General features: G+C 39.2%; 17 protein-coding genes and 1 pseudogene. 13 read left to right on the forward strand and 5 right to left on the reverse strand.

Annotated features, from left to right (window positions below; genetic code table 11):
* Positions 1–67 precede the first annotated feature (67 nt).
* The 4 genes and pseudogenes from lysS (at position 68) to ACMUMJ_RS14860 (ending at position 4951) form a co-directional block, all read left to right on the forward strand.
* Entirely contained in the window at positions 68–1570 is a 1503-nt protein-coding gene (lysS, locus tag ACMUMJ_RS14845; protein ID WP_414679638.1) for a lysine--tRNA ligase, read from the forward strand.
* Between the two features lie 164 nt (positions 1571–1734).
* Complete coding sequence (gene hisC / locus ACMUMJ_RS14850; protein WP_414679639.1) at positions 1735–2796, forward strand: histidinol-phosphate transaminase; 1062 nt, start codon at positions 1735–1737, stop codon at positions 2794–2796.
* A gap of 672 nt (positions 2797–3468) precedes the next feature.
* Positions 3469–4502, forward strand: a pseudogene (locus tag ACMUMJ_RS14855) (IS110 family RNA-guided transposase).
* Positions 4503–4759: 257 nt separating this feature from the next.
* Positions 4760–4951 (forward strand): hypothetical protein, encoded by a 192-nt coding sequence (locus ACMUMJ_RS14860; RefSeq protein WP_414679640.1) that lies wholly within the window; start codon positions 4760–4762, stop codon positions 4949–4951.
* A 98-nt stretch (positions 4952–5049) separates the two neighbouring features.
* Here the strand turns inward: ACMUMJ_RS14860 and ACMUMJ_RS14865 are convergent, their stop codons facing one another.
* The 3 genes from ACMUMJ_RS14865 to ACMUMJ_RS14875 form a co-directional block, all read right to left on the reverse strand.
* Complete coding sequence (locus tag ACMUMJ_RS14865; RefSeq protein WP_414679641.1) at positions 5050–5949, reverse strand: DMT family transporter; 900 nt, start codon at positions 5947–5949, stop codon at positions 5050–5052.
* Positions 5946–7175: a 5-aminolevulinate synthase gene (hemA, locus tag ACMUMJ_RS14870; protein WP_414679642.1), complete on the reverse strand. Its 1230-nt coding sequence runs from the start codon at positions 7173–7175 to the stop codon at positions 5946–5948. The genes ACMUMJ_RS14865 and hemA overlap by 4 nt, the downstream gene beginning before the upstream one ends.
* A 306-nt stretch (positions 7176–7481) precedes the next feature.
* On the reverse strand, positions 7482–8231 hold the full coding sequence (locus ACMUMJ_RS14875) for a hypothetical protein (RefSeq protein WP_414679643.1): 750 nt from the start codon (positions 8229–8231) through the stop codon (positions 7482–7484).
* Positions 8232–8940: 709 nt separating this feature from the next.
* Here ACMUMJ_RS14875 and ACMUMJ_RS14880 point away from each other — a divergent pair.
* The 3 genes from ACMUMJ_RS14880 (at position 8941) to ACMUMJ_RS14890 (ending at position 11230) form a co-directional block, all read left to right on the forward strand.
* Positions 8941–9765 (forward strand): AraC family transcriptional regulator, encoded by an 825-nt coding sequence (locus tag ACMUMJ_RS14880; protein WP_414679644.1) that lies wholly within the window; start codon positions 8941–8943, stop codon positions 9763–9765.
* A gap of 65 nt (positions 9766–9830) precedes the next feature.
* Positions 9831–10616 (forward strand): class I SAM-dependent methyltransferase, encoded by a 786-nt coding sequence (locus ACMUMJ_RS14885; RefSeq protein ID WP_414679645.1) that lies wholly within the window; start codon positions 9831–9833, stop codon positions 10614–10616.
* Positions 10617–10621: 5 nt separating this feature from the next.
* A complete protein-coding gene (locus tag ACMUMJ_RS14890) occupies positions 10622–11230 on the forward strand; it encodes a LysE family translocator (protein ID WP_414679646.1) in 609 nt (202 codons plus the stop codon).
* A gap of 596 nt (positions 11231–11826) precedes the next feature.
* On the opposite strand, the gene ACMUMJ_RS14895 is transcribed toward ACMUMJ_RS14890, so the two are convergent.
* Both ACMUMJ_RS14895 and argC read right to left on the reverse strand, forming a co-directional pair.
* Entirely contained in the window at positions 11827–12714 is an 888-nt protein-coding gene (locus ACMUMJ_RS14895) for a DMT family transporter (RefSeq protein ID WP_414679647.1), read from the reverse strand.
* Positions 12715–13030: 316 nt separating this feature from the next.
* Positions 13031–14062, reverse strand: coding sequence for an N-acetyl-gamma-glutamyl-phosphate reductase (argC, locus tag ACMUMJ_RS14900; protein WP_414679648.1), 1032 nt, complete (start codon positions 14060–14062; stop codon positions 13031–13033).
* Between the two features lie 154 nt (positions 14063–14216).
* Here argC and ACMUMJ_RS14905 point away from each other — a divergent pair, with 154 nt between their 5' ends.
* From ACMUMJ_RS14905 to msrQ, 6 genes are all read left to right on the forward strand, one after another.
* Positions 14217–15938, forward strand: coding sequence for a chloride channel protein (locus ACMUMJ_RS14905; RefSeq protein ID WP_414679649.1), 1722 nt, complete (start codon positions 14217–14219; stop codon positions 15936–15938).
* A 4-nt stretch (positions 15939–15942) separates the two neighbouring features.
* Positions 15943–16365, forward strand: coding sequence for a protoporphyrinogen oxidase HemJ (gene hemJ, locus ACMUMJ_RS14910; protein WP_414679650.1), 423 nt, complete (start codon positions 15943–15945; stop codon positions 16363–16365).
* A 24-nt stretch (positions 16366–16389) separates the two neighbouring features.
* Positions 16390–17688, forward strand: coding sequence for a glutamate-1-semialdehyde 2,1-aminomutase (gene hemL, locus ACMUMJ_RS14915; protein WP_414679651.1), 1299 nt, complete (start codon positions 16390–16392; stop codon positions 17686–17688).
* A gap of 17 nt (positions 17689–17705) precedes the next feature.
* Positions 17706–18476 carry a CDP-diacylglycerol--serine O-phosphatidyltransferase gene (gene pssA / locus ACMUMJ_RS14920; protein WP_414679652.1) on the forward strand — a complete coding sequence of 257 codons (771 nt, stop codon included), beginning with the start codon at positions 17706–17708 and terminating at the stop codon, positions 18474–18476.
* 146 nt (positions 18477–18622) lie between these two features.
* Positions 18623–19612 (forward strand): protein-methionine-sulfoxide reductase catalytic subunit MsrP, encoded by a 990-nt coding sequence (msrP, locus tag ACMUMJ_RS14925; RefSeq protein WP_414679653.1) that lies wholly within the window; start codon positions 18623–18625, stop codon positions 19610–19612.
* Between the two features lie 20 nt (positions 19613–19632).
* Complete coding sequence (gene msrQ / locus ACMUMJ_RS14930) at positions 19633–20238, forward strand: protein-methionine-sulfoxide reductase heme-binding subunit MsrQ (protein WP_414679654.1); 606 nt, start codon at positions 19633–19635, stop codon at positions 20236–20238.
* Positions 20239–20337: the final 99 nt, after the last annotated feature.

Genomic DNA, 20337 nt, shown 5'->3' on the forward strand with positions numbered 1-20337 from the left:
AACAGGCGAAGCCTTTTTTAAACACATTATTTTAAAAACACTATTTTTAAAGAGTACCTAGCAAATCATGGCTAACGAAAATACAACAGAACACACTGCCGCTGCTGAAGATAATCGTTTGGTTGCAGAGCGTCGTGGTAAATTAAGTGTCATTCGTGAAGAGCGTAATGCCTACCCAAATGATTTCCGCCCGGATGCGTATGCAGCGGATTTACAAGCAGAATTTGGTGAGATTGAAAAACCAGACTTAGAAGAAAAAGACCACAAAGTAAGCATTGCTGGTCGTATCGTCCGTAATCGTGGCGCGTTTATGTTACTGCAAGATATGACGGGCCAAATTCAAGCGTATGTAAATCGTAAAGCCTTGAACCCTGAATTATTGATTGAACAAAAAACATGGGATTTGGGTGATATTATTGGTATCAAAGGCCCTGTGCATAAATCAGGTAAAGGCGATTTATACGTTGATATGCAGTCGGCTCAGTTATTAACCAAAGCCTTGCGCCCATTACCAGACAAGCACAAAGGTTTGTCTGATACGGAAATGCGTTACCGTCAGCGTTATGTTGATTTGATCGTAAACGAAGAGTCTCGTAATACGTTCCAAATTCGCTCTAAAGTCATTTCTTCCATTCGTCGTTTCTTAGAAGATCGTCGCTTTATGGAAGTGGAAACGCCAATGCTGCACGTGATTCCTGGTGGCGCCACAGCCCGTCCATTTGTGACACACCACAATGCGATGGACATGAGCATGTACTTACGTATCGCGCCGGAATTGTATTTGAAGCGTTTGGTTGTGGGTGGTTTTGAACGTGTATTCGAAATTAACCGTAACTTTCGCAACGAAGGAGTTTCGACACGCCATAATCCTGAATTCACCATGATCGAGTTTTACCAAGCGTATGCGGATTACAAAGATTTAATGGATCTGACAGAAGACATGCTACGCACGGTTGCCGAACAAGTGTTGGGCACAACGCAAGTGACTTACCAAGGTTCTGAATACGATTTTGGTGCGCCATTTGTGCGTATGACAATGTTAGAGTCTATCTTACATTACAATCCACAGCTGACAGCTGATGATCTAAGTACGCTTGAAAAAGCGACAAATGTAGCGAAAAAATTGGGTATTCATGTGAAACCAATTTGGGGTCTTGGTAAGTTATGGACGGAGATCTTTGAAGAAACAGCAGAAGCGAAATTGGATCAACCGACTTTCATTACTGAATACCCTGCGGAAGTCTCTCCATTAGCGCGTCGTAATGATCACAATGATTTTATTACTGATCGTTTTGAATTCTTTGTTGGTGGTCGTGAAATTGCCAATGGTTTCTCGGAGTTAAATGACCCTGAGGACCAAGCAGAGCGTTTCCGTAATCAAGTGGCTGAAAAAGACGCGGGTGATGATGAAGCGATGCATTTCGATGCGGATTACATCAACGCACTGGAATACGGTTTACCGCCAACCGCGGGTGAAGGGATCGGTATCGACCGTTTGGTGATGTTATTTACCGATGCGCCTTCTATTCGTGATGTATTGTTGTTCCCACATATGCGCCCTCAGGATTAATTCAGAGGCGGATTAATATGTACACTGAAAAGGCCTCTAATTAGAGGCCTTTTTTTGTTCGCCTGTTTATGCGCGTATAAACGTATTATTACTGTATAAAAATAGATACTGTATAAAAATAGAAAAGGGCCTTAATCCCTTAATGAAAAGAATGGAGAGAGTAAATGAGTCGTTTTTGGACTAAAAAAATTACCGAGCTGGACCCATATGTACCGGGTGAGCAACCACAAGACAAGCAATACATTAAACTCAATACCAACGAAAGCCCGTATTCACCATCACCAAAAGCATTGGCTGCCATGTCTGATGCGGTCAGTGAACGTTTGCGCCTTTACCCTGATCCAAATTGCATGACATTAAAGAATGCCTTAGCGAAACAGTATCAATTTGACGCGAACCAAGTGTTTGTCGGTAATGGTTCCGACGAAGTATTGGCGTTGGCTTTTATGGGTTACTTTGCGGGTGGTAAGCCATTGGCGTTTGCTGATATTACCTACAGCTTCTATAAAGTTTACGCGAATTTATACGACATTGAGCCTGCGCTTATCTCTTTAACGGACAGCTTTGATATTGATCCGAACGATTATCAAAATCTAGACGTATCAGGTGTTGTTGTTACCAACCCGAACGCACCAACGGGTAAAGCACTGCCTTTGTCTGATATTGAAAAAGTACTGCAAGCCAACCCTGATGTGGTGGTCTTAGTAGACGAAGCGTACGTTGATTTTGGTGCGCAAAGTGCCTCGGTATTGGTGAATCAATACCCTAATTTGCTGGTTGTGCAGACTTTTTCTAAATCTCGTGCATTAGCCGGGATTCGAGTTGGTTACGCATTTGGCCACCCTGATTTGATTGAAGGGTTAGAGCGCTTGAAGAACTCATTTAACAGCTATCCTATTGACCGAATTGCCCTTGCTGGTGCCACTGCGGCTGTGGAAGATCAAGATTACCTCGATGAAATCTGTGGTAAAACCATCGCCACCCGTGAATGGGTCAGTACTCAATTAACCGACCTTGGTTTTAACGTACTGAGATCCGCTACTAATTTTGTGTTTGTAACACATCCAGAAAAAGACGCGGAAAGTGTGTATTTGGCGTTAAAAGAACAAGGTATTCTAGTGCGTTTCTTCGGTAGCAACAAACCACGTATTGGCAACTACCTTCGTATCACCATCGGCACCGATGCTGAAATGGCTGCTTTGATAGGTGCACTAAAAGAACTTTAATTTCTTTTACAAAGTTGCTAATTCTAAGTATGTACAGAATAAAAAGGCTCTGTCTTTTCTGCTTGCGTCACTGTCGTCGTCAGCGCAGAAAAACAGAGTTTTTCCATTTAATTGAATATCTCATTTGAACATGGCTTTTTGTAGGTAGCGCCTTTAGGTCGACAATGCGTTTCATCATCGCAAAACCTTCGTTTTTTCTACTTGTGTTACGACAGGCCATCACCTGTAGATACTCTGTTCTTGAAACCCCTTTCGGTTCAGAGCACGCTTGACTACCACAAAACTTAATTATTATACGCAGCAAAGCCTTCGTCTTTTCTGCTTGCGTCACTGTCGTCGTCAGCGCAGAAAAGACGAAAGGCTTCATGCTTTTAATGGGGCTACTCTGACAAAAAAAGTTAACTGTTTGAAATTATTAGATTAACTTTATGGGTGGCGTTTATTGCGTGCTTAAACATAGAGTGATGATTCCTTAGACTAAAGAAATTATCACTCTATGTGAATCGAAATTTGATTGTTATGTGTGGTTTGCTGGACGCGTTACAAACGTCGGAATGCTTACGCTGGTTACAACCATTGCATCAGTCGATGCGTTCACCATGCTTAATTAGATGGTCCGCCTCACCCCTGAGCTATGCTTAGGGGGGTGGCTAAACAAAGAGGCGAACCATCATGTTTAATATTAAAGTCATTGGAATCGATTTAGGCAAATCTTCTTTTCATATTGTTGCTCACGATCATGCTGGACGAGAGCAATATCGCGAAAGCGTCTTACACGAACTAAGTTACTCGAACATCTCTCGAATACCCATTCGACAACCATAGCTATGGAATCCTGTGGCGGTTCTCATTGGCTTGCTCGTCAATGCCAAAAGTTTGGTCATGATGTCAAGCTCATTCCTCCTCAATACGTGAAACCGTACGTAAAAACCAATAAAAATGACTACATTGATGCAGATGCTATTGCGGAAGATGCTATTGCGGAAGCGTCAATGCGTCCAAACATGCAATTCGTCAGTATTAAATCGGAAGAAGCTCAAGTGATCGCCGTTATTCATAAAATACGTTCGAGCTATATCAAAGAATGAACAGCCTGTATGTCGAGAATAGGCGCTATTTTATTGGAGTTTGGATTAAGCCTTCCGACAGGTCATAGTAAGATGAAGTTATTGTTCCAATGGCTGGCAGAGAAAAATGTGCCATTACCTCCTATGCTCATGCAGGAGTTGATAGGGCATCATGAGTATTACCAGTATCTCAACGAACGAATCGTTAAGCAGGGCGAGAAGCTCAAAAAATTGGTTGATAGCAATAGCAACGCCCAACTTCTTATGTCGATACCAGGAGTGGGTACATTAACCGCCGCCCAGTGTTTATCTGATATTCCAAACATTAATGAGTTTAAAAATGGACGACACTTAGCGGCTTGGCTAAGGCGGGTTCCACGCCAATATTCTACGGGAGGGAAGCCAACCTTGTTGGGAATCAGTAAGCGAGGAAATAAATCTCTCCGGACACTCTTTATTCATGGGGCCAGAGCGATTCTATCGAGGTTAGAAAAAGCTCAATCGATGTTTGGGCCGTGGGTCATGGAATTACGAGCGAAAAAGCCATTTAATGTTGCTGTCGTGGCGCTTGCGAATAAGTTAGTACGGATTGCTTGGTCAGTGTTAAAAACAAAACAAGCGTTTGAAATAAGAGTATAACCCGAGTTTGCAGATGATAAAGAAGATGACAGAACGGTCAGACCATTAGATTGAAGACCTGACATAAAAAACAGCAGACAATGCTATGGGCTTTTTGAGGACAATCTAGCGCGGATCTCATCGTGGAGCGATGCGAAGCCTAATAACGACTCCGAATACATTAGCGCAAACCAACCTCGTTATCGAAAATATCATTTGCAATAACGAGGCGGACCATACATTTTTATGTTGTGAAGATTCTGTAACAGGAAAAAGCTTTGAACACTGTCGTGGTTGTCAACAACAACCAAAAAGTGAGTTGGATTGAAGCGCATTTACTGTATCTATCTCAGGTTTTCTTTATTGATATTTGTGCTTATGCTGTGATGAGCAATCACCTTCATATCGTACCGCATGTTGATGAAAAACAAGCAAAAAACTGGTCGACACACGAAGTTCTGAAACGTTGACATTCTCTTCATAAAGGCACGTTATTTACGCAGCAATATGCTCATGGTGACGCAATGCCTGAGTATGCGGTTGAGTTGGCGGAACGGTCTGCAAAGGCTTACCGCCAGAGGTTTGGTATGGACCCACTTTTAATTCGCTTTGGTAAAAGCGCTAATGCAGCACCAAAACTACATAGAGCACATCCAAACAACAAGTTTAATGTTGGCTCTGAATCGCCCATAATAACGGATGCTATTCCTCCAATAGCAGGAAAAAGGGCAACCATATAACTACTTTTCGATGGGCCAATTTGTTCTATCAGTTTGAGATAGAACATCCATGCAAAGACAGAGGCAATCACAGTTAAATACAATAAAGACGTTATATATGAATAGGAAGTAGGGAAAGAGAATTGATGCCCTTGTGAGACAGATATTAGAAATAATAAAACAGCAGCTACAATGAAACCAACTGTATTTGAATGTAATGGGTTTATACTTTTATGGTTATTTCTTGCCGAGCTTACATCGCCAATTGAAGTTAAAACTGTACCTAAACATGCCAGCAGAATACCATTAAGCGCTAGACTGTTAGTGCTATCTGCTAATATTGGGTAAACGAGTACAATCACGCCAAGTACACCACATCCACCTCCGTACAAAATTCTTGTCTGTAATTTTGTTTTTAAGAACACCTTTAAAGCAATAGGGGTTAAAACGGTTTTTATCGAAAAAATCAAGGTTACTATCGCCGCCGAACTCCATATGGTTGCATAATAAAAAAGCAAGTAACTCAAAGCAAAGTTACATACACCAAAAATCATCATGAATACCAAGTCTTTTGGCATAAATTTAATTTTTGGACGCATAATGCATGCTATACAAATAAAGATGATGGCAGAACCCATCAGCCTATATGTGAGTGATACTTCTAGGCTAACGGGTGTGCCTTGTATTTTTACTACTATAAAATTCAGCCCCCATGCTAGGAGGCAGAATATATACATGAATACGGTCATGCAGATTTTTTGTGTAATTCATCACTAAATGGAATATTTAGCTCATTAAAAACGTGAGTCATAGCGTTAACTAAATCTTCAATGTGTTTTTCTGTGTGATTAGGCGTAACGTTTACACGAAATCTTTCTGTACCAACAGGCACTGTGGGAGAGTTTATTGGCTGTAAATATATGCCATGATTTACCAACAAGAGCTTGGCTGCCGCTTTACATTTTAACGCGTCACCAATCAATATCGGTAAAATATGCGTCTCGCTTGATTTCATTATAGAAATATGTGCATTCTGCAATGCATTTCTTAATGTCTTTGTTTTTTTGTGTAAATCTTCACGTTCTTGATTATTTTCTTTTAGGTACTCGATAGAGGAATAACAAGCGCTTACTGTAGAAGGTGGTAACGAGGTTGTAAATATAAACCCTGAAGCAAATGATCGAATGCAATCAATAAGGGCTGATGAACCTGCAATATAACCGCCAATCATGCCTATGGCTTTTGCCATCGTCCCCTGAATAATATCAATCTCATGTTGGATGCCAAGCTCAGCAGAAATGCCAGCACCTCTGGGGCCATACATTCCTATTGCATGTACTTCATCTATATAGGTTATGGCATTGTATTTTTTAGCGAGATTGGAAATTTCACTAATAGGAGCAATATCACCATCCATTGAATAAATGGATTCGAAAACAATGATCTTTGGTCGATCAATTGGTTCCTTGGCAAGCAGTTTTTCCAATTGAGCAGTGTCATTATGTTTAAAGATAGTTCGATCAGCTTTTGTGCTTCGTATTCCATTAACGATTGAAGCGTGATTCAGTTCATCTGAAAATATAATACAATCAGGCATTAAGCGTAAAAGACATTGGAGGGTGGCGTCATTTGAACCATATCCGGTTGGAAATATCAGAGCATCTTCTTTATTATGCCAATCAGCTATTGATGATTCTAATAATAGGCATTGATGATGTGTTCCGCCGATGTTTCTAGATCCACCAGAGCCCGCTCCATATTTTTTTATACTGTCGAGCATGGCAGACGTTGTTACTTGATGCTGAGACATTCCTAGATAATCATTGCTACACCAAACAACGACAGAGGTATCTTGCTTTCCATCCAAATGAGCTAAAGGATATTGCCCATTAATTCGGTTTATAACAGTGTACTCTCGATATTGACCACTATTTTTAAGACTTGTAATTTTTTCTTCAAAAAATCTATCGTACATTTCATCTCTTCCTTAGGTATAAAAATTAACGTCTATTTTAGTAACATAAATAATGCGCGATCAAAATAGAGTAGAAACGTATACTGAGTCAACGTTATTATTATTATTATTTTAATTGATTGCAGTCAATTATTTATATTATTTGATCATTTCTCTGCAGTGTCTGACTATACACCCATTAATTTAATCTATTTATTTCAAATGGTTAGGCGATTGTAGACAGCGATCACAGTTGCTTTATTAATCACTGTCTAAATTCACGCCTTAAATAAATCTCCACCAAGAATCCATTTTTATAAAGCCCGATTAAGCGGTGCGTTTGAAAGTCACTTGGTATTCACCTAAACCTTCATAAGCAACCGTTGCTTCAGAATCAAACGCCATGTTTACGATGCCTTTAAAAGACCCTGTGATAATGGCTGCGCCAGCTTGTAAGTTAATACCACGTTTACTCATGTAATTCACCAGCCAAATCACACCCTCAATAGCGCGGCCATTCGGGTGTACACCATCCAATTCACGTACTTCACCATTTTGAGTCACAATGATGCTTATATTTTTAACACTAACGGCGGCGGCTTTATCGATTTCAGGGCCAACGAACATGCCTTGGTTCATCATACAATCTGCTAAATCTTCGTAGTATGTCTGCCCTGCATTGTCGGCAAAACGGCTTTGCATCAGCTCCAATGCCATATGAGCGCTGCTTATCGAGTCGATAACCTCTGCTTCACTGTAACCCTTGTCTCTTGCTGGTAGGTCTTTTCCTAATATGAAACAAATTTCTGGTTCAACACGAGCCACTTGTTTGTCTTCGAATAGTTCAACCACCGATCCTTTTTGAACATTAAATATCGGCGCGACAACAACCTTACCTTCTACTAACGGCAACAAGCATTTCCAACCATTCACTGTTTCAAGTTTTGCCATTTCTGACTGAATCGCTAACGAATCATCAATACTGGTTGGGCGAATAGATTCTTCAAGGTGAGGAGCTGCTGAACCCGCTTTACGACGGTTTAACAGTTCTTTTGCGGCTTGTTCAAACGCTGACATATTTAGCTCCATATTTTATGAGATAACGCACTGTATTTTCGCTCTCTACTCTAAAGTAATGTGCTAATCAAAGACACCCATTAATTTAATTTATATATTTCAATAAGTTAAGAGTTTAAAAAATATAGGGCAGGCGTGGTTATTGATATTTCTCTAATCACTGTCTAAACTAAAAACCAAACTCAAGGATAAGTATGAAACTATTGCCAAGGGCAAAAATCAGCAGGTCAGTTTGTCTGACACTCCTCATTATCATTACATCAGTCGATGCGTTCTCCGTGCTTCTCTGTGCGGTGAACATTTTCTCAAAGGAAAAGTACTGAACTCCGCCGAGGTTGGATTGGAGTGTGTTTACTGTTTCTAGCTCAGGTTTTTTCTATCAATATGCCGTGTTTATTCAGTAATGAGTGATATTTTAAAATCCGTTCGTAGAACGGCTAAAGGGCTTAAGAAGTCTGAAATGATTGACAAAACAACAATGCGTAAATTTGACGAACGAGTATTCATGAATTTACACCGACTCAAATTCGGGTGCTAAGGTGTGAAACACTACCTTTCTCAGATTGCGTTTGCTTAGTATTTTAATGTTAGTGATAAGTTAGTGAAAAAAGGCTTGAAGCGATTGCGTAATTAAAGGTAAATAATCAATATCATACAATAAAGTACGCTTTAAACACTTTAGAGTGTTTAAAAAAGAGGGATTATTAATATGGAAGAATCGCACGTTTATAGTAGTAATTTTAACGGCGTTGAATGTTTGCGTGCGAGCCATAAAGGCACAGTATTTAATAAACATGTACATGAAGAATACGCGATTTGTGTTATTGAAAAAGGTGCTCAAAGTTACTTTCATAAAGGCGAGAATAAAATCGCGGTTGAGGGGGACATTGCTATAATAAATCCTGATGAAGTACATACAGGAAAACAAGCAAGTCCTGAGGGGTGGTCTTATCAAGCGATTTACCCAACTGAAGCCACGTTCAGGAAATTCTCTGAAGGCTTAAATTTAGGAAACCATTATCAACCATATTTTGATAAACAAATTATCAAGGATAAGCAGCTATCTTATGCAATAATACATACCCTAAACGAAATCGAAAACCACTCTCCAAAGTTGTTAACAGACAGTTTATTTTATTTCATTTTTACGAACTTATTATCTCGATACGATGAAAACTCATATAACGACTCTTTTTTAGAAAAACGGATCGGACAAGTAAAGATAGTTAAGGAATATATTCGACAATATTTTATAGATGATATTGGTTTGGAGACCCTTTCAGATTTAGTTCAGTTAACCCCGCCCCATATTATTAGGTCATTTAAAAAAACATATGGTATTTCTCCTCATGCATATCAAATTCAGTTAAGAGTGGAATACGCTAAAAAATTACTGAGATCTGGTGCTTTTCCTGCTGAAGTCGCACAGTCTTCTGGTTTTTATGATCAAAGTCATTTATATCGATTTTTTAAAAGAACGTATGGTATGTCTCCTAAAAAATATATTGAAAAATCAATTTTATACAATTTTTGATTTATTTTTTTGTATTTAATTGTTTCTAATAAATTGAAATTTCTAATTAATGTAAGAAGAACTATATGAATAGCTTAGAAAAATATAATGGTATTGAATTTTCAGGAAATAGATCAAGGTCTTATAAAAAAGCTCTGGAAGATTTTCCTAATGTATGGGTTGAGGATGCGCTTTTATTAGAACAATATTTCTCTCCTAGAGAAGGTGAAAATATATTAGAAATTGGTGCAGGGAGTGGTTTTTTTTCATTTAAAATTGCAGAAAAAATTGGAATCTCAGGACATTTGATTGTTGTAGATCCTTCATTAGAGCAACTAAGTCCAATAAATGAAGCAAATCTACCTAATATCTCCATGATTAGTAAAGCAGCAGAAGATCTTTCTTTACCTAGTGACACTATATTGAATGGTATATGGTCAAGGGGAGCTTTTCATCACACTAATAATAAAGAAGGGATATTGAAAAATTTAGCCAGATTTAGTAAACAAGGCACAAGGCTCACGATAGTTGATATTTTTACCGAGTCTGTTTTAGCGAAATATTTTGATTTACATGTAGCTCAGTCTTGTACCACAGGACATGAGGTTAGCTTTTTAAGCAAAGAGTTTGCTATTAGCATTTGTAAAAATTCTGGGTGGGCTGCTCCAAGGTTTCATGATATTGCTCTACAATGGCAATTTGATGAAAAAGAAGACATAGGCATATTTTTGTCTTTGTTACATTCTAATAAAGGTAGCTATTCTGCCAATGATAGTTTGGAGTGTGCTGAAGCTTTATTAGGTGTGAAAAAAACGGTAGAAGGTTGGGCCCTTAATTGGCCTATGACTGTTATGCAAACTCAAATAGAGTAAACATTTTGATAGAGACTAATATTTTATTAGTATACCTATCTACTTGTATTATTGCGGCTCTATCTCCCGGTCCAGGTATGGTCGCAGTATTAAGTAGTAGTATAAATCAAGGTCTTGCCAAAACTCTCCCTTTAATGATGGGATTGTTATTTGGGCTGATTTTTATGTCTATCATTTCTACTATTGGTTTGGGTTTGGTATTAGCGTCATCTAAATTTATTTATAATATAATAACGTTTACCAGTGCTTTTTATTTGTGCTACATGGGGCTGTGCTCAATAAGTTTTGCTAGAAATAAAGTTAATTTAGACAGTGAAAATTATAGTTTTTTTAGCGGTGTTATTATCTCTGTCTTAAACCCAAAAACGTTGGTTTTTTTTACAACATTATTTCCAACTTTTATATCTGAAGATGCACCTTTGTCTCTTCAAGTTTTGGTGCTAACGGTTATATTGGTGGCATCAACATTTTCAGTTCATTTATTATATGCAGGAATATTTTCTAAACTGTCTAATTACTACTTATCACTGTCTATTTATATAAATTGGGCAGTAGGCGGTGTTTTTATTGCTTTAGGTCTCAGTTCAATATATTTAATTTTTTATGTGTCGTAGGTTGCCGTAGGAAATGGTGCGACTTTTGTTTTTCTATTCTGTACTAAGTTCGGTTTGGTCGTTTTCAGAGTAGAGTAACTGCACGCATTTTATTGCTCGTCATAAATTCCCATTAATTTAGGGAAACTACGATTAAGAAGTCTCAGTATACTAGTCGTGTTCGAAAAACTCCCAACTAATTGATTTGAGCAATACCAATACAAAAATGATCATGCCCATGCCCATTAATGAAGAGATGCCTAAGAATATAGAAAAGCTTACTGAAATAACAGAAAGCTAGGAGTTTAATTAAAATCCTGATCCTAGGGAAGGCGCGAATAAGTCCTCTTGTCTCAGCATGTGGATAAAAGCCGGTTATTCGAGGCGAGTATCGAATGTGAATAGCTGGCCTATTTTCGAGATACTCAACAAAGAATACTGGCTTTTAGACCATGCCCTGCGGGTCTTTCAGAGAAAACGTCACATTTCGTTACGACTCTTTGAAAGGGATTAACATTCCTGCAGAATCGTGCCTTATTTGACGGTTTCTCTGAAAGACTGAGTCTTAGTAGACTTATTCGCACCTTCCCTAGCTTCTTTATGCCAGTTTAACTGTATTATGTTGAAGCGGATGGTTGAATGTCTATAGGTTGGCTTTTTCTTTTAGGCCATTGACTGATGATCATACCTAATAATATAAAGGCGCAGCCTAAATACGCTTTTGAAGTTAATATTTCTCCCATAAATAACCATCCTCCGATAACCGCAAAAACGGCTTCAGTAGAAAGTATTAGAGCGCTTATGCTTGCGGAGACCTTCTTTTGACCAATGATTTGCAATGTGTATGCAATGCTTGAAGAGGCTACTCCAGCATAAAGTAAAGGAAGCCATGCTGATTTAAAATCATCCATTCTGTTGTTTTCTGTAGTCACTGCGAAAATAATAGAGAGAATGGTCGCAATGAAACATTGAATGATGGATAAAGGGATAGCGGGTAAGTGCCGAGCATAATAGCCAATAATGAGGACATGACACGCCCAAAAAATGGCACCAATGAATTCCAATACATCGCCATAATTAATGGTGAAATTGGGTTCTACCGTAAGAATGTAGAAACCGACGAGCGCTACTATAATACCGATCCAAGCATTTTTTGTCGTTTTTTGTGACAAAGCCAAACCAAATACAGGAACGAGAACAATATAGAGGCTGGTAATAAACCCTGCATTTCCTGCTGATGTATACAATAAACCGACTTGTTGAAAACTAGATCCAATAAATAGAATAGCTCCCGCAATGGAGCCAACAATAACGAGTTTTTTAACGTCGTAACTTTGCTTACTAGGGAAAATAAACAACAAGGGTATTAATGAGAGTGTTGCCAGAATAAAGCGGGCGGCATTGAAGCTGTATGGACCGAGGTTTTCCATTCCTGTGCTTTGTGCAACAAAAGCAAACCCCCAAATGATCGCTGTAAGCCAAAGCATAACATGTGAAATTGACATTAAATAAACCCTGAAAGTTGATTGATATTTTTAATAGAGTGTAAATAAAGCAGAAAAAAGGATGAAGAGACGGTCGACGTTTTTAAGTCTCATTCTCTTATGAAACTAAGGACGCAGCGTGTTTTAACTTTCGAAACTAAAGTGACACTAATATGTCGTCGTATTTAGAGCTTTGAATGTGTCTAAATTCAGATGTAAATAAAACGAGATAATGGTTCATTCCTTCAATGCAACAGGTTCTAACTGAAAAAATACCCAATAGTACTGAGTGAGCGCTATTGGGTGCTTCTAAGCAGATTTACTTTCCGTAAGATGATTAAGGTATCATGCCTAATGCGGTCAAACCAGTATTTTCAGGTAAATCTAGCATGATGTTCATGTTTTGAATGGCTTGCCCTGATGCACCTTTTACAAGGTTATCAATAACAGATAAGACCACTACTTTGTCACCACCTTGAGGTCGATAGACGGCGATACGACAAAAATTAGCCCCTTTTGTGCTGCGTGTTTCCGGTAAACTTCCTGCTGGCATAACGTCTACAAAAAGCTCATCTTTATATCTTTCTTCAAAGAGTGTTTGTAAATCAACATTGGTACTGGTCAATGTCGCGTACATCGTGGAGTGAATACCGCGGATCATTGGTACAAGATGGGGGACAAACGTGAGCCCAACAGAAGAATTAGAAACCTGCTGTAAACCTTGTTTTATTTCAGGTAAGTGTCTATGGCCAGCCACACCGTAAGCTTTAAAACTTTCACTTGCTTCGCATAATAGTGAGCCAATGTTGGCTCCACGACCCGTGCCACTCACACCTGATTTTGCATCTGCAATAAGGTGGGCTGGGTCAATGATACCGGCTTCAAGTAAAGGGATTAAACCAAGTTGAGTCGCTGTTGGGTAACAGCCAGGGTTAGCGACAAGCTGAGCATTTTTAATTTGTTCCCTATTTATTTCAGGTAAACCGTAAACGGCTTTCTCAGCATAATCAGGCGTTCTATGATCCATACCGTACCATTTTGCCCATTCTACGGTGTCTTTAATTCTAAAGTCAGCACCAAGATCAACGACTTTGACACCTAGCTCGATAAGAGTAGGTACTTGATCCATGGCGACACCATGTGGCGTTGCAAAGAAAACGAGATCGCACTGCTTCAATTCATTAATGTCTGGGTTAGTAAATCGGAGATCATAATGTCCGCGTAAGTTAGGGTAAATGTCGGCAACGGCTCTTCCTTCTTCACTTCGTGATGTAATAAATGTTACTTCAACGTGAGAATGATTGGCTAATAACCGTAATAACTCAGCACCTGTATAGCCTGTGCCGCCTACAATACCTATTTTATACACAATGATTTCCTTTGTTTGTTAATTCCAAATGTAGATTAAACGAAAGTCGTATTTACTGTAAATAGGGGTTTGCGAAATTCCTAATTTACTGATTGAATAGTGCCTGAAATCTTATCATCTTGAAAGTAAGGAGTGCCTTCTAAGGCGAGTTAATGTGAAAGATCTTCTGTCTTCTTCAAGATCTGAAAATACATTGTTGTCTCTGTCTATAATGGGGGGGGGATTGGGTGTTATCAGTGCGTTTGCCATGGTGTGTTTGTTTTGGGTAATTCACGTTCCTGCTTTACTGCTTATGGATGGAGATGTTGAACGCTTTGAACAACTGACGGCAGTCGAACGTTTTTCTTTTCCCATTTTAGCGACGTTTGTTTTAATTATAATTACGTACTTTTTGTCTCCACACTCTCAAAAAGTTGGCGTCACCTTTGTTATAGAGCGCTTGAACAATCATCAGGGCAACCTTCCTACTCTCAATGCGATTGTGCAATTCATTACTGCAGCCGTATGTTTAATTGGTGGGCTGTCCATCGGTAAAGAGGGGCCCGCTGTTCATATTGGGGCGACGTGTGGTAGCTTTTTAGCACGTATTGCGAAACTTCCAGTTATAAGTGTTGAGACGCTTGTTGCATGTGGTATAGCAGGCGCAGTTTCAGCTGCTTTTCAAACGCCATTAGCGGGTGTGTTATTTGCTCTTGAAGTCATTCTGTTAGAATACCGCTTGAGTTACATATTACCCGTTATTTTGTCATCGGTTGTCGCTACGCTTATGAGTAAGTGGTTGCTTGGTGATTTGGATGTATTTAGTTTTACTAACGTGGTTCTACCAAACTTTTCTTTTGATGTGTACTTTGCCTGCGGCTTATTTGCTCTTGTTATTGTTATTCTTGCTGTGTCGTTTTTTAGAATTCAGCAACTGAGTTGGTCATTTGGAAAGTTGCATTTTTCAATACGTTTTGCCTTCATTGGTGTGGTTACTGCTGTTCTTGGCGTGTTTTTCCCAGAAATATTAGGCGCTGGTTATGACTCCCTTTCTCTTTTGGTAAATGGAGGAAGTTTAGTCACTCCATTGCTGCTTGTCTTATTTATAAAAATTGCTCTGACTGGTGTGTCTGTTGGTCTAGGCATTCCAGGGGGCATGATTGGCCCTACTTTTTTAATTGGGGGCTTGGCTGGAGTGCAAGTTGCTTTATGGGTGGATACTGGTATTTCACCTGATGTAGCGATTCCATTGTTTGCTTTAATTGGTATGTCTGCAATGATGGCGGCTTCTTTTCAAGCCCCATTAACGGCATTAGTAGCGATCATTGAAATGACTCACAGGTCAGAAATTATGTTACCTGCTATGTTGGTGATTGGCGTGTCATGTTTGATTATCAGGACTTTTTTTAAGCAACAGTCTATTTTTGTTGAGCGTTTGCATTTTATGGGTTTGGAATCTCAAATAAGTGCTTCTACACGGTTCTTAAGGCAAAATTCAATTAATAGCATCTCGGTCCCTGTCTTACAGTTAGATCGATATGTGGGCTTTGAACGGATACAGGATTTACGTTCAACTGTGGTAGACTATATCGCGTTAGAGCAGGCGGACGGTCAGATGAGTATTGTTCGCCGAAATCAATTATTAAATGCATTTGAGTTGTTAGATAAAGGTGCTCAACCTTGGTTAATTGAACAAGGAGACGACATCTTAGTGGATTTAATAAACATGACTGCGTTTAAAGTGATCCCTATTGTAGATGTTTCAGACTCTTTAGAGGCAATGTTAAAATGGTTTAATGAGCATCACGTTGATCAAGCTCTTATACAGCTACCAGCCATAAATCAATACGAGCTGGTTGAAAAATCAAAGTTATATCATTCACTTTTATCGAGATAGTTCTATGTTATGGGTTAAAGCATTTCACCTAGTGGCTGTAATAAGCTGGTTTGCAGGCTTATTTTATTTACCACGTCTTTTTGTCTATCACGCTGCAAGTGAAGACACAATTAGTAAGGAGCGTTTTAAAGTAATGGAACGCAAACTGTACCAAGGTATTATGACGCCTGCTGCTGCGGTGGCTATTTTGTTAGGTGTTTGGTTGATGTCTTTTAATCCAAGTTATTATATGAGTTCGGGATGGTTTCATGCCAAGCTCGTATTGGTTGTTGTATTGTTTGGTTATCACCATGCTTGTGGCCGTTTATTAAAGAAGTTTGCATTAGATCAGAATACTCGAAGCCCTGTTTTCTTTCGTTGGTTTAATGAATTCCCCGTTTTAATCTTAATTGCAATTGTCATATTGGTAATTGTTAGACCGTTTTAAAATTTGAAGTAGTGGTTGTTATTTATGAGTCGATCCGAAGCGTTATTTGCAAAAGCACAACATCGAATTCCTGGAGGCGTTAACTCTCCAGTACGTGCGTTTAAAGGGGTGGGTGGCACACCGATATTTTTTCAAAAAGCACAGGGTGCTTATGTGTATGACGAAGATGAAAATCGTTATATAGATTATGTCGGATCATGGGGGCCTATGATTATTGGCCATTCTCATCCAAAAGTATTAGAAGCAATACGTGGGCAAATGGATCTAGGGTTGAGCTTTGGTGCACCAACTGAAGTTGAAATCACGATGGCAGAAAAAGTATGTGAGCTGGTTCCATCAATGGAAATGGTGAGAATGGTAAGTTCTGGTACGGAAGCAACGATGAGTGCTATTAGGCTTGCTCGTGGTTTTACTGGAAGAGATAAAGTTGTCAAATTTGAAGGTTGCTACCATGGTCACTCTGATTCCTTGCTGGTTAAAGCTGGCTCTGGAGCACTAACACTTGGTATTCCAAACTCTCCAGGCGTTCCCGCAGATTTAGCACAACATACTATTACTCTGCAATACAATGATATTGAAGAAGTTAAACAATGCTTTGCAGAAATTGGAAGTGAAATTGCTTGCATTATTGTTGAACCCGTTGCAGGAAACATGAATTGTATTCCACCGATCGAAGGCTTTCTTGAAAGTTTGAGAGAAGAGTGTGACTCTTCTGGTGCGCTATTGATTTTTGATGAGGTGATGACTGGCTTTCGTGTGGCATTAGGTGGAGCCCAAGAGAAATATCAAATCACCCCGGACTTAACCACATTAGGTAAAGTAATTGGCGCAGGTATGCCTGTCGGTGCTTTTGGTGGAAAGCGCGAAATCATGGAACACATTGCGCCCCTTGGCCCAGTCTATCAAGCTGGTACCTTATCGGGCAATCCTATTGCCATGATTGCAGGGCTTACTGCATTGGGTATTATCAGTGGGCCAGGGTTTCATACAAAACTTGAAGAAAAGGCTCAATACCTTGTAAATGGTTTAATGTCTGAAGCAAATAAAGCCAATGTCCCTTTTCATTCGGTGTGTGTCGGGGGAATGTTTGGTTTCTTTTTTACTGAAGCAAATGCTATAACATCATTTGAAGAGGTGATGGCGTGTGATACTGAGCGCTTTAAACTGTTCTTCCACTTAATGTTAGAGGAAGGTGTTTACTTTGCACCAGCGGCTTATGAGGCTGGTTTTATCTCCCAAGCTCATACAAAAGAAGATCTTGATTTTACTTTATCTGCAGCAGCACGAGCGTTTCAAAAAATACAGTCTTTAGGTAAAAAATAGCAAAAAGAGGACCAATAATGTCAATTGAAGATAATGATCCTGTTCCAGATGTAGAAGTCGTATCAGACGCGGATATGACAACTCGTAGACAGCCAAGAAAAGGAGTTTATTTATTACCGAATCTTTTTACTACAGCCGCGTTGTTTTCGGGCTTTTACTCAATTATTGCGGCAATGAATGGAGACTTTATTCAAGCGTCAGCGGCTATTTTTATAGCAGGAATTTTAGATGCATTAGATGGGCGTGTAGCTCGTTTAACTCATACTGAGAGTGCATTTGGTGCTGAATACGATTCTTTGTCGGATATGGTGTCTTTTGGTATTGCGCCAGCACTGGTTGCGTTTAGTTGGTGTTTAGCGCCATTGGGTAAAGTTGGGTGGATTGCTGCATTTATTTATACTGTTGGTGCTGCACTACGATTGGCTCGCTTTAATACGATGTTAGGCGTTGAAGAAAAGCGTTATTTTACTGGATTACCTAGCCCTGCGGCAGCGGCAATTGTTGCTGGTGTAATATGGGCTGCAAATGAAACAGGTGTTTCTGGTGCTGATCTCGGATCTATCATGGCAATTTTGGTTCCTATTACGGGTTTGTTAATGGTCAGTAATGTTAAATATCGTAGTTTTAAGGATTTGGATCTAAAAGGTCGTGTGCCATTTGTCGTGTTGCTTAGTTCTGTTTTGGTCTTGGTCTTGGTTGCTTTAGAGCCCGCTATTGTTCTAATGGGGGTTTTTGTGATGTATGGTCTATCTGGTATTTTGGGTATCTTTTTCAAATCATTTAGATAAGTGATTTATCGTGTTGTTTATAATGCGAATTTAAGTGATAAGCTTTATATAAAAGGTGTGAGCATTAAAAAGTGCCACACCTTTTTTCTTTCTCGGAACTCTTCTTTAATAATTTTGTCTACCCTTATACACATAAGGAGTAAATCATGATTATAAACGTTAAAAAGAAATCAGATTGTTATGAGTACGAAGTAACGGATCAGTCTGTATACCTTAATCGAAGGCAGTTTATTCAAACATCTTCAATCGCTGCGCTTGCACTTGGTTCATCATCTGTTCTCACGGCCAAAGAAATTGGCAATGATTTATCAATCCCTAACTCTTTGTCTGTGTCATTTAATAATATTCTAGAGACACCGTACGGGCAATCTGAAAAAGTCGCGCCATTTGATGTTGCATCGACGTATAACAATTTTTATGAATTTGGTTATGGAAAAGGTGACCCCGCTAAAAAGGCTGCCTTACTAAAAACGGATCCTTGGAATATTGTTGTAGAAGGTGAAGCGGATGTCATAGGGACCTTCGCTTTAGAGGACATTATTAAAGAGAATCAACTAGAAGAGCGTATTTATCGATTACGTTGTGTGGAGGCATGGTCCATGGTGATTCCATGGGTTGGGGTTTCTTTAGCAACTGTTTTAAAGAAGTTTAAACCAAATTCCAAAGCTAAATACGTTTATTTTGAAACGCTGTATGATCCAGAGCAGATGCCGGGACAGCGAGGAGGGAATATAGAGTGGCCCTATCGTGAAGGTTTAAGAATAGACGAAGCGATGAATGAACTGGCGTTCCTAGCGGTGGGTATGTATGGAAGTGTATTGCCTAATCAAAATGGTGCGCCAATTAGATTGGTTGTTCCATGGAAGTATGGGTTTAAAAGTATTAAATCCATCGTGAAAATTCGCTTTGTTGAAGAAATGCCAGACACAACATGGAATATGTTGGCTCCTCAGGAATACGGTTTTTATGCCAATGTAAACCCAGGTGTTGATCATCCTCGTTGGACTCAGAAGCAAGAGCGTCGTTTACCAGGAGGAATTTTATTCCCTAACGTGATTGATACTCAAATGTTTAATGGCTATCAAGATGAGGTGGCTGATTTATATTCAGGCATGAGTTTGGTTAAAAATTATTAAATAGTAGGTTGATGAAATTTATGTGGGATCAAAAAGAAAAGCCCATCGTCTTCGGGGTGTTTTGTTTACCTTTAGTATGGCTACTGTATTCTTTACTTTCAGGTCGTTATTTTCCTGATCCTGCCGAACCTTTCATGACCTTAAGCGGTATTTGGTCCGCCGTGTTTATTAGTTTGACATTAAGTCTTTCCATTTTAGTAAAATGGCCTATGTTAAAGAGGATTTCTCGTTATAGACGTTTCATCGGGTTAACGGCCTTCTGGTATAGCCTTTTACATTTAATGGCGTATCTAGTGCTGCATGCTGGGTTCAGTTGGGTTTGGATCAGTGAAGACCTTTTGAAAAGGCCTTATATCTATATAGGGATTGCGGCGTTTCTTATTATGTTTGCACTTGCTCTGACTAGCCCTAAAACAATGATTCGAAAGCTGGGAAAAAAATGGAAAGTACTCCACCGCTGTTTTTACATAGCGGCTATCTTTGTTGTTGCCCATCTATGGTGGCAAGTAAAAAGTAGTCCAGAAATTGCTATTTGGTTAACAATTATTATCGTAGTTCCCTTGGTTTTGAGATTAAAAGAAAATATTTTAAATAAAATGAAAAAAAGGGTTGCACTAAATCTGTAGATCCTTAATATACGCCCTCGCTGACACGGACAAGCACTCAGAACAACGAGTCACAGTCCAACAAGAAGAAAAAACATCGTTTTGATTTTACTTTCTTGT

It is taken from the genome of Marinomonas phycocola (genome assembly GCF_047525455.1).
In the GTDB taxonomy this organism is placed as follows: domain Bacteria; phylum Pseudomonadota; class Gammaproteobacteria; order Pseudomonadales; family Marinomonadaceae; genus Marinomonas.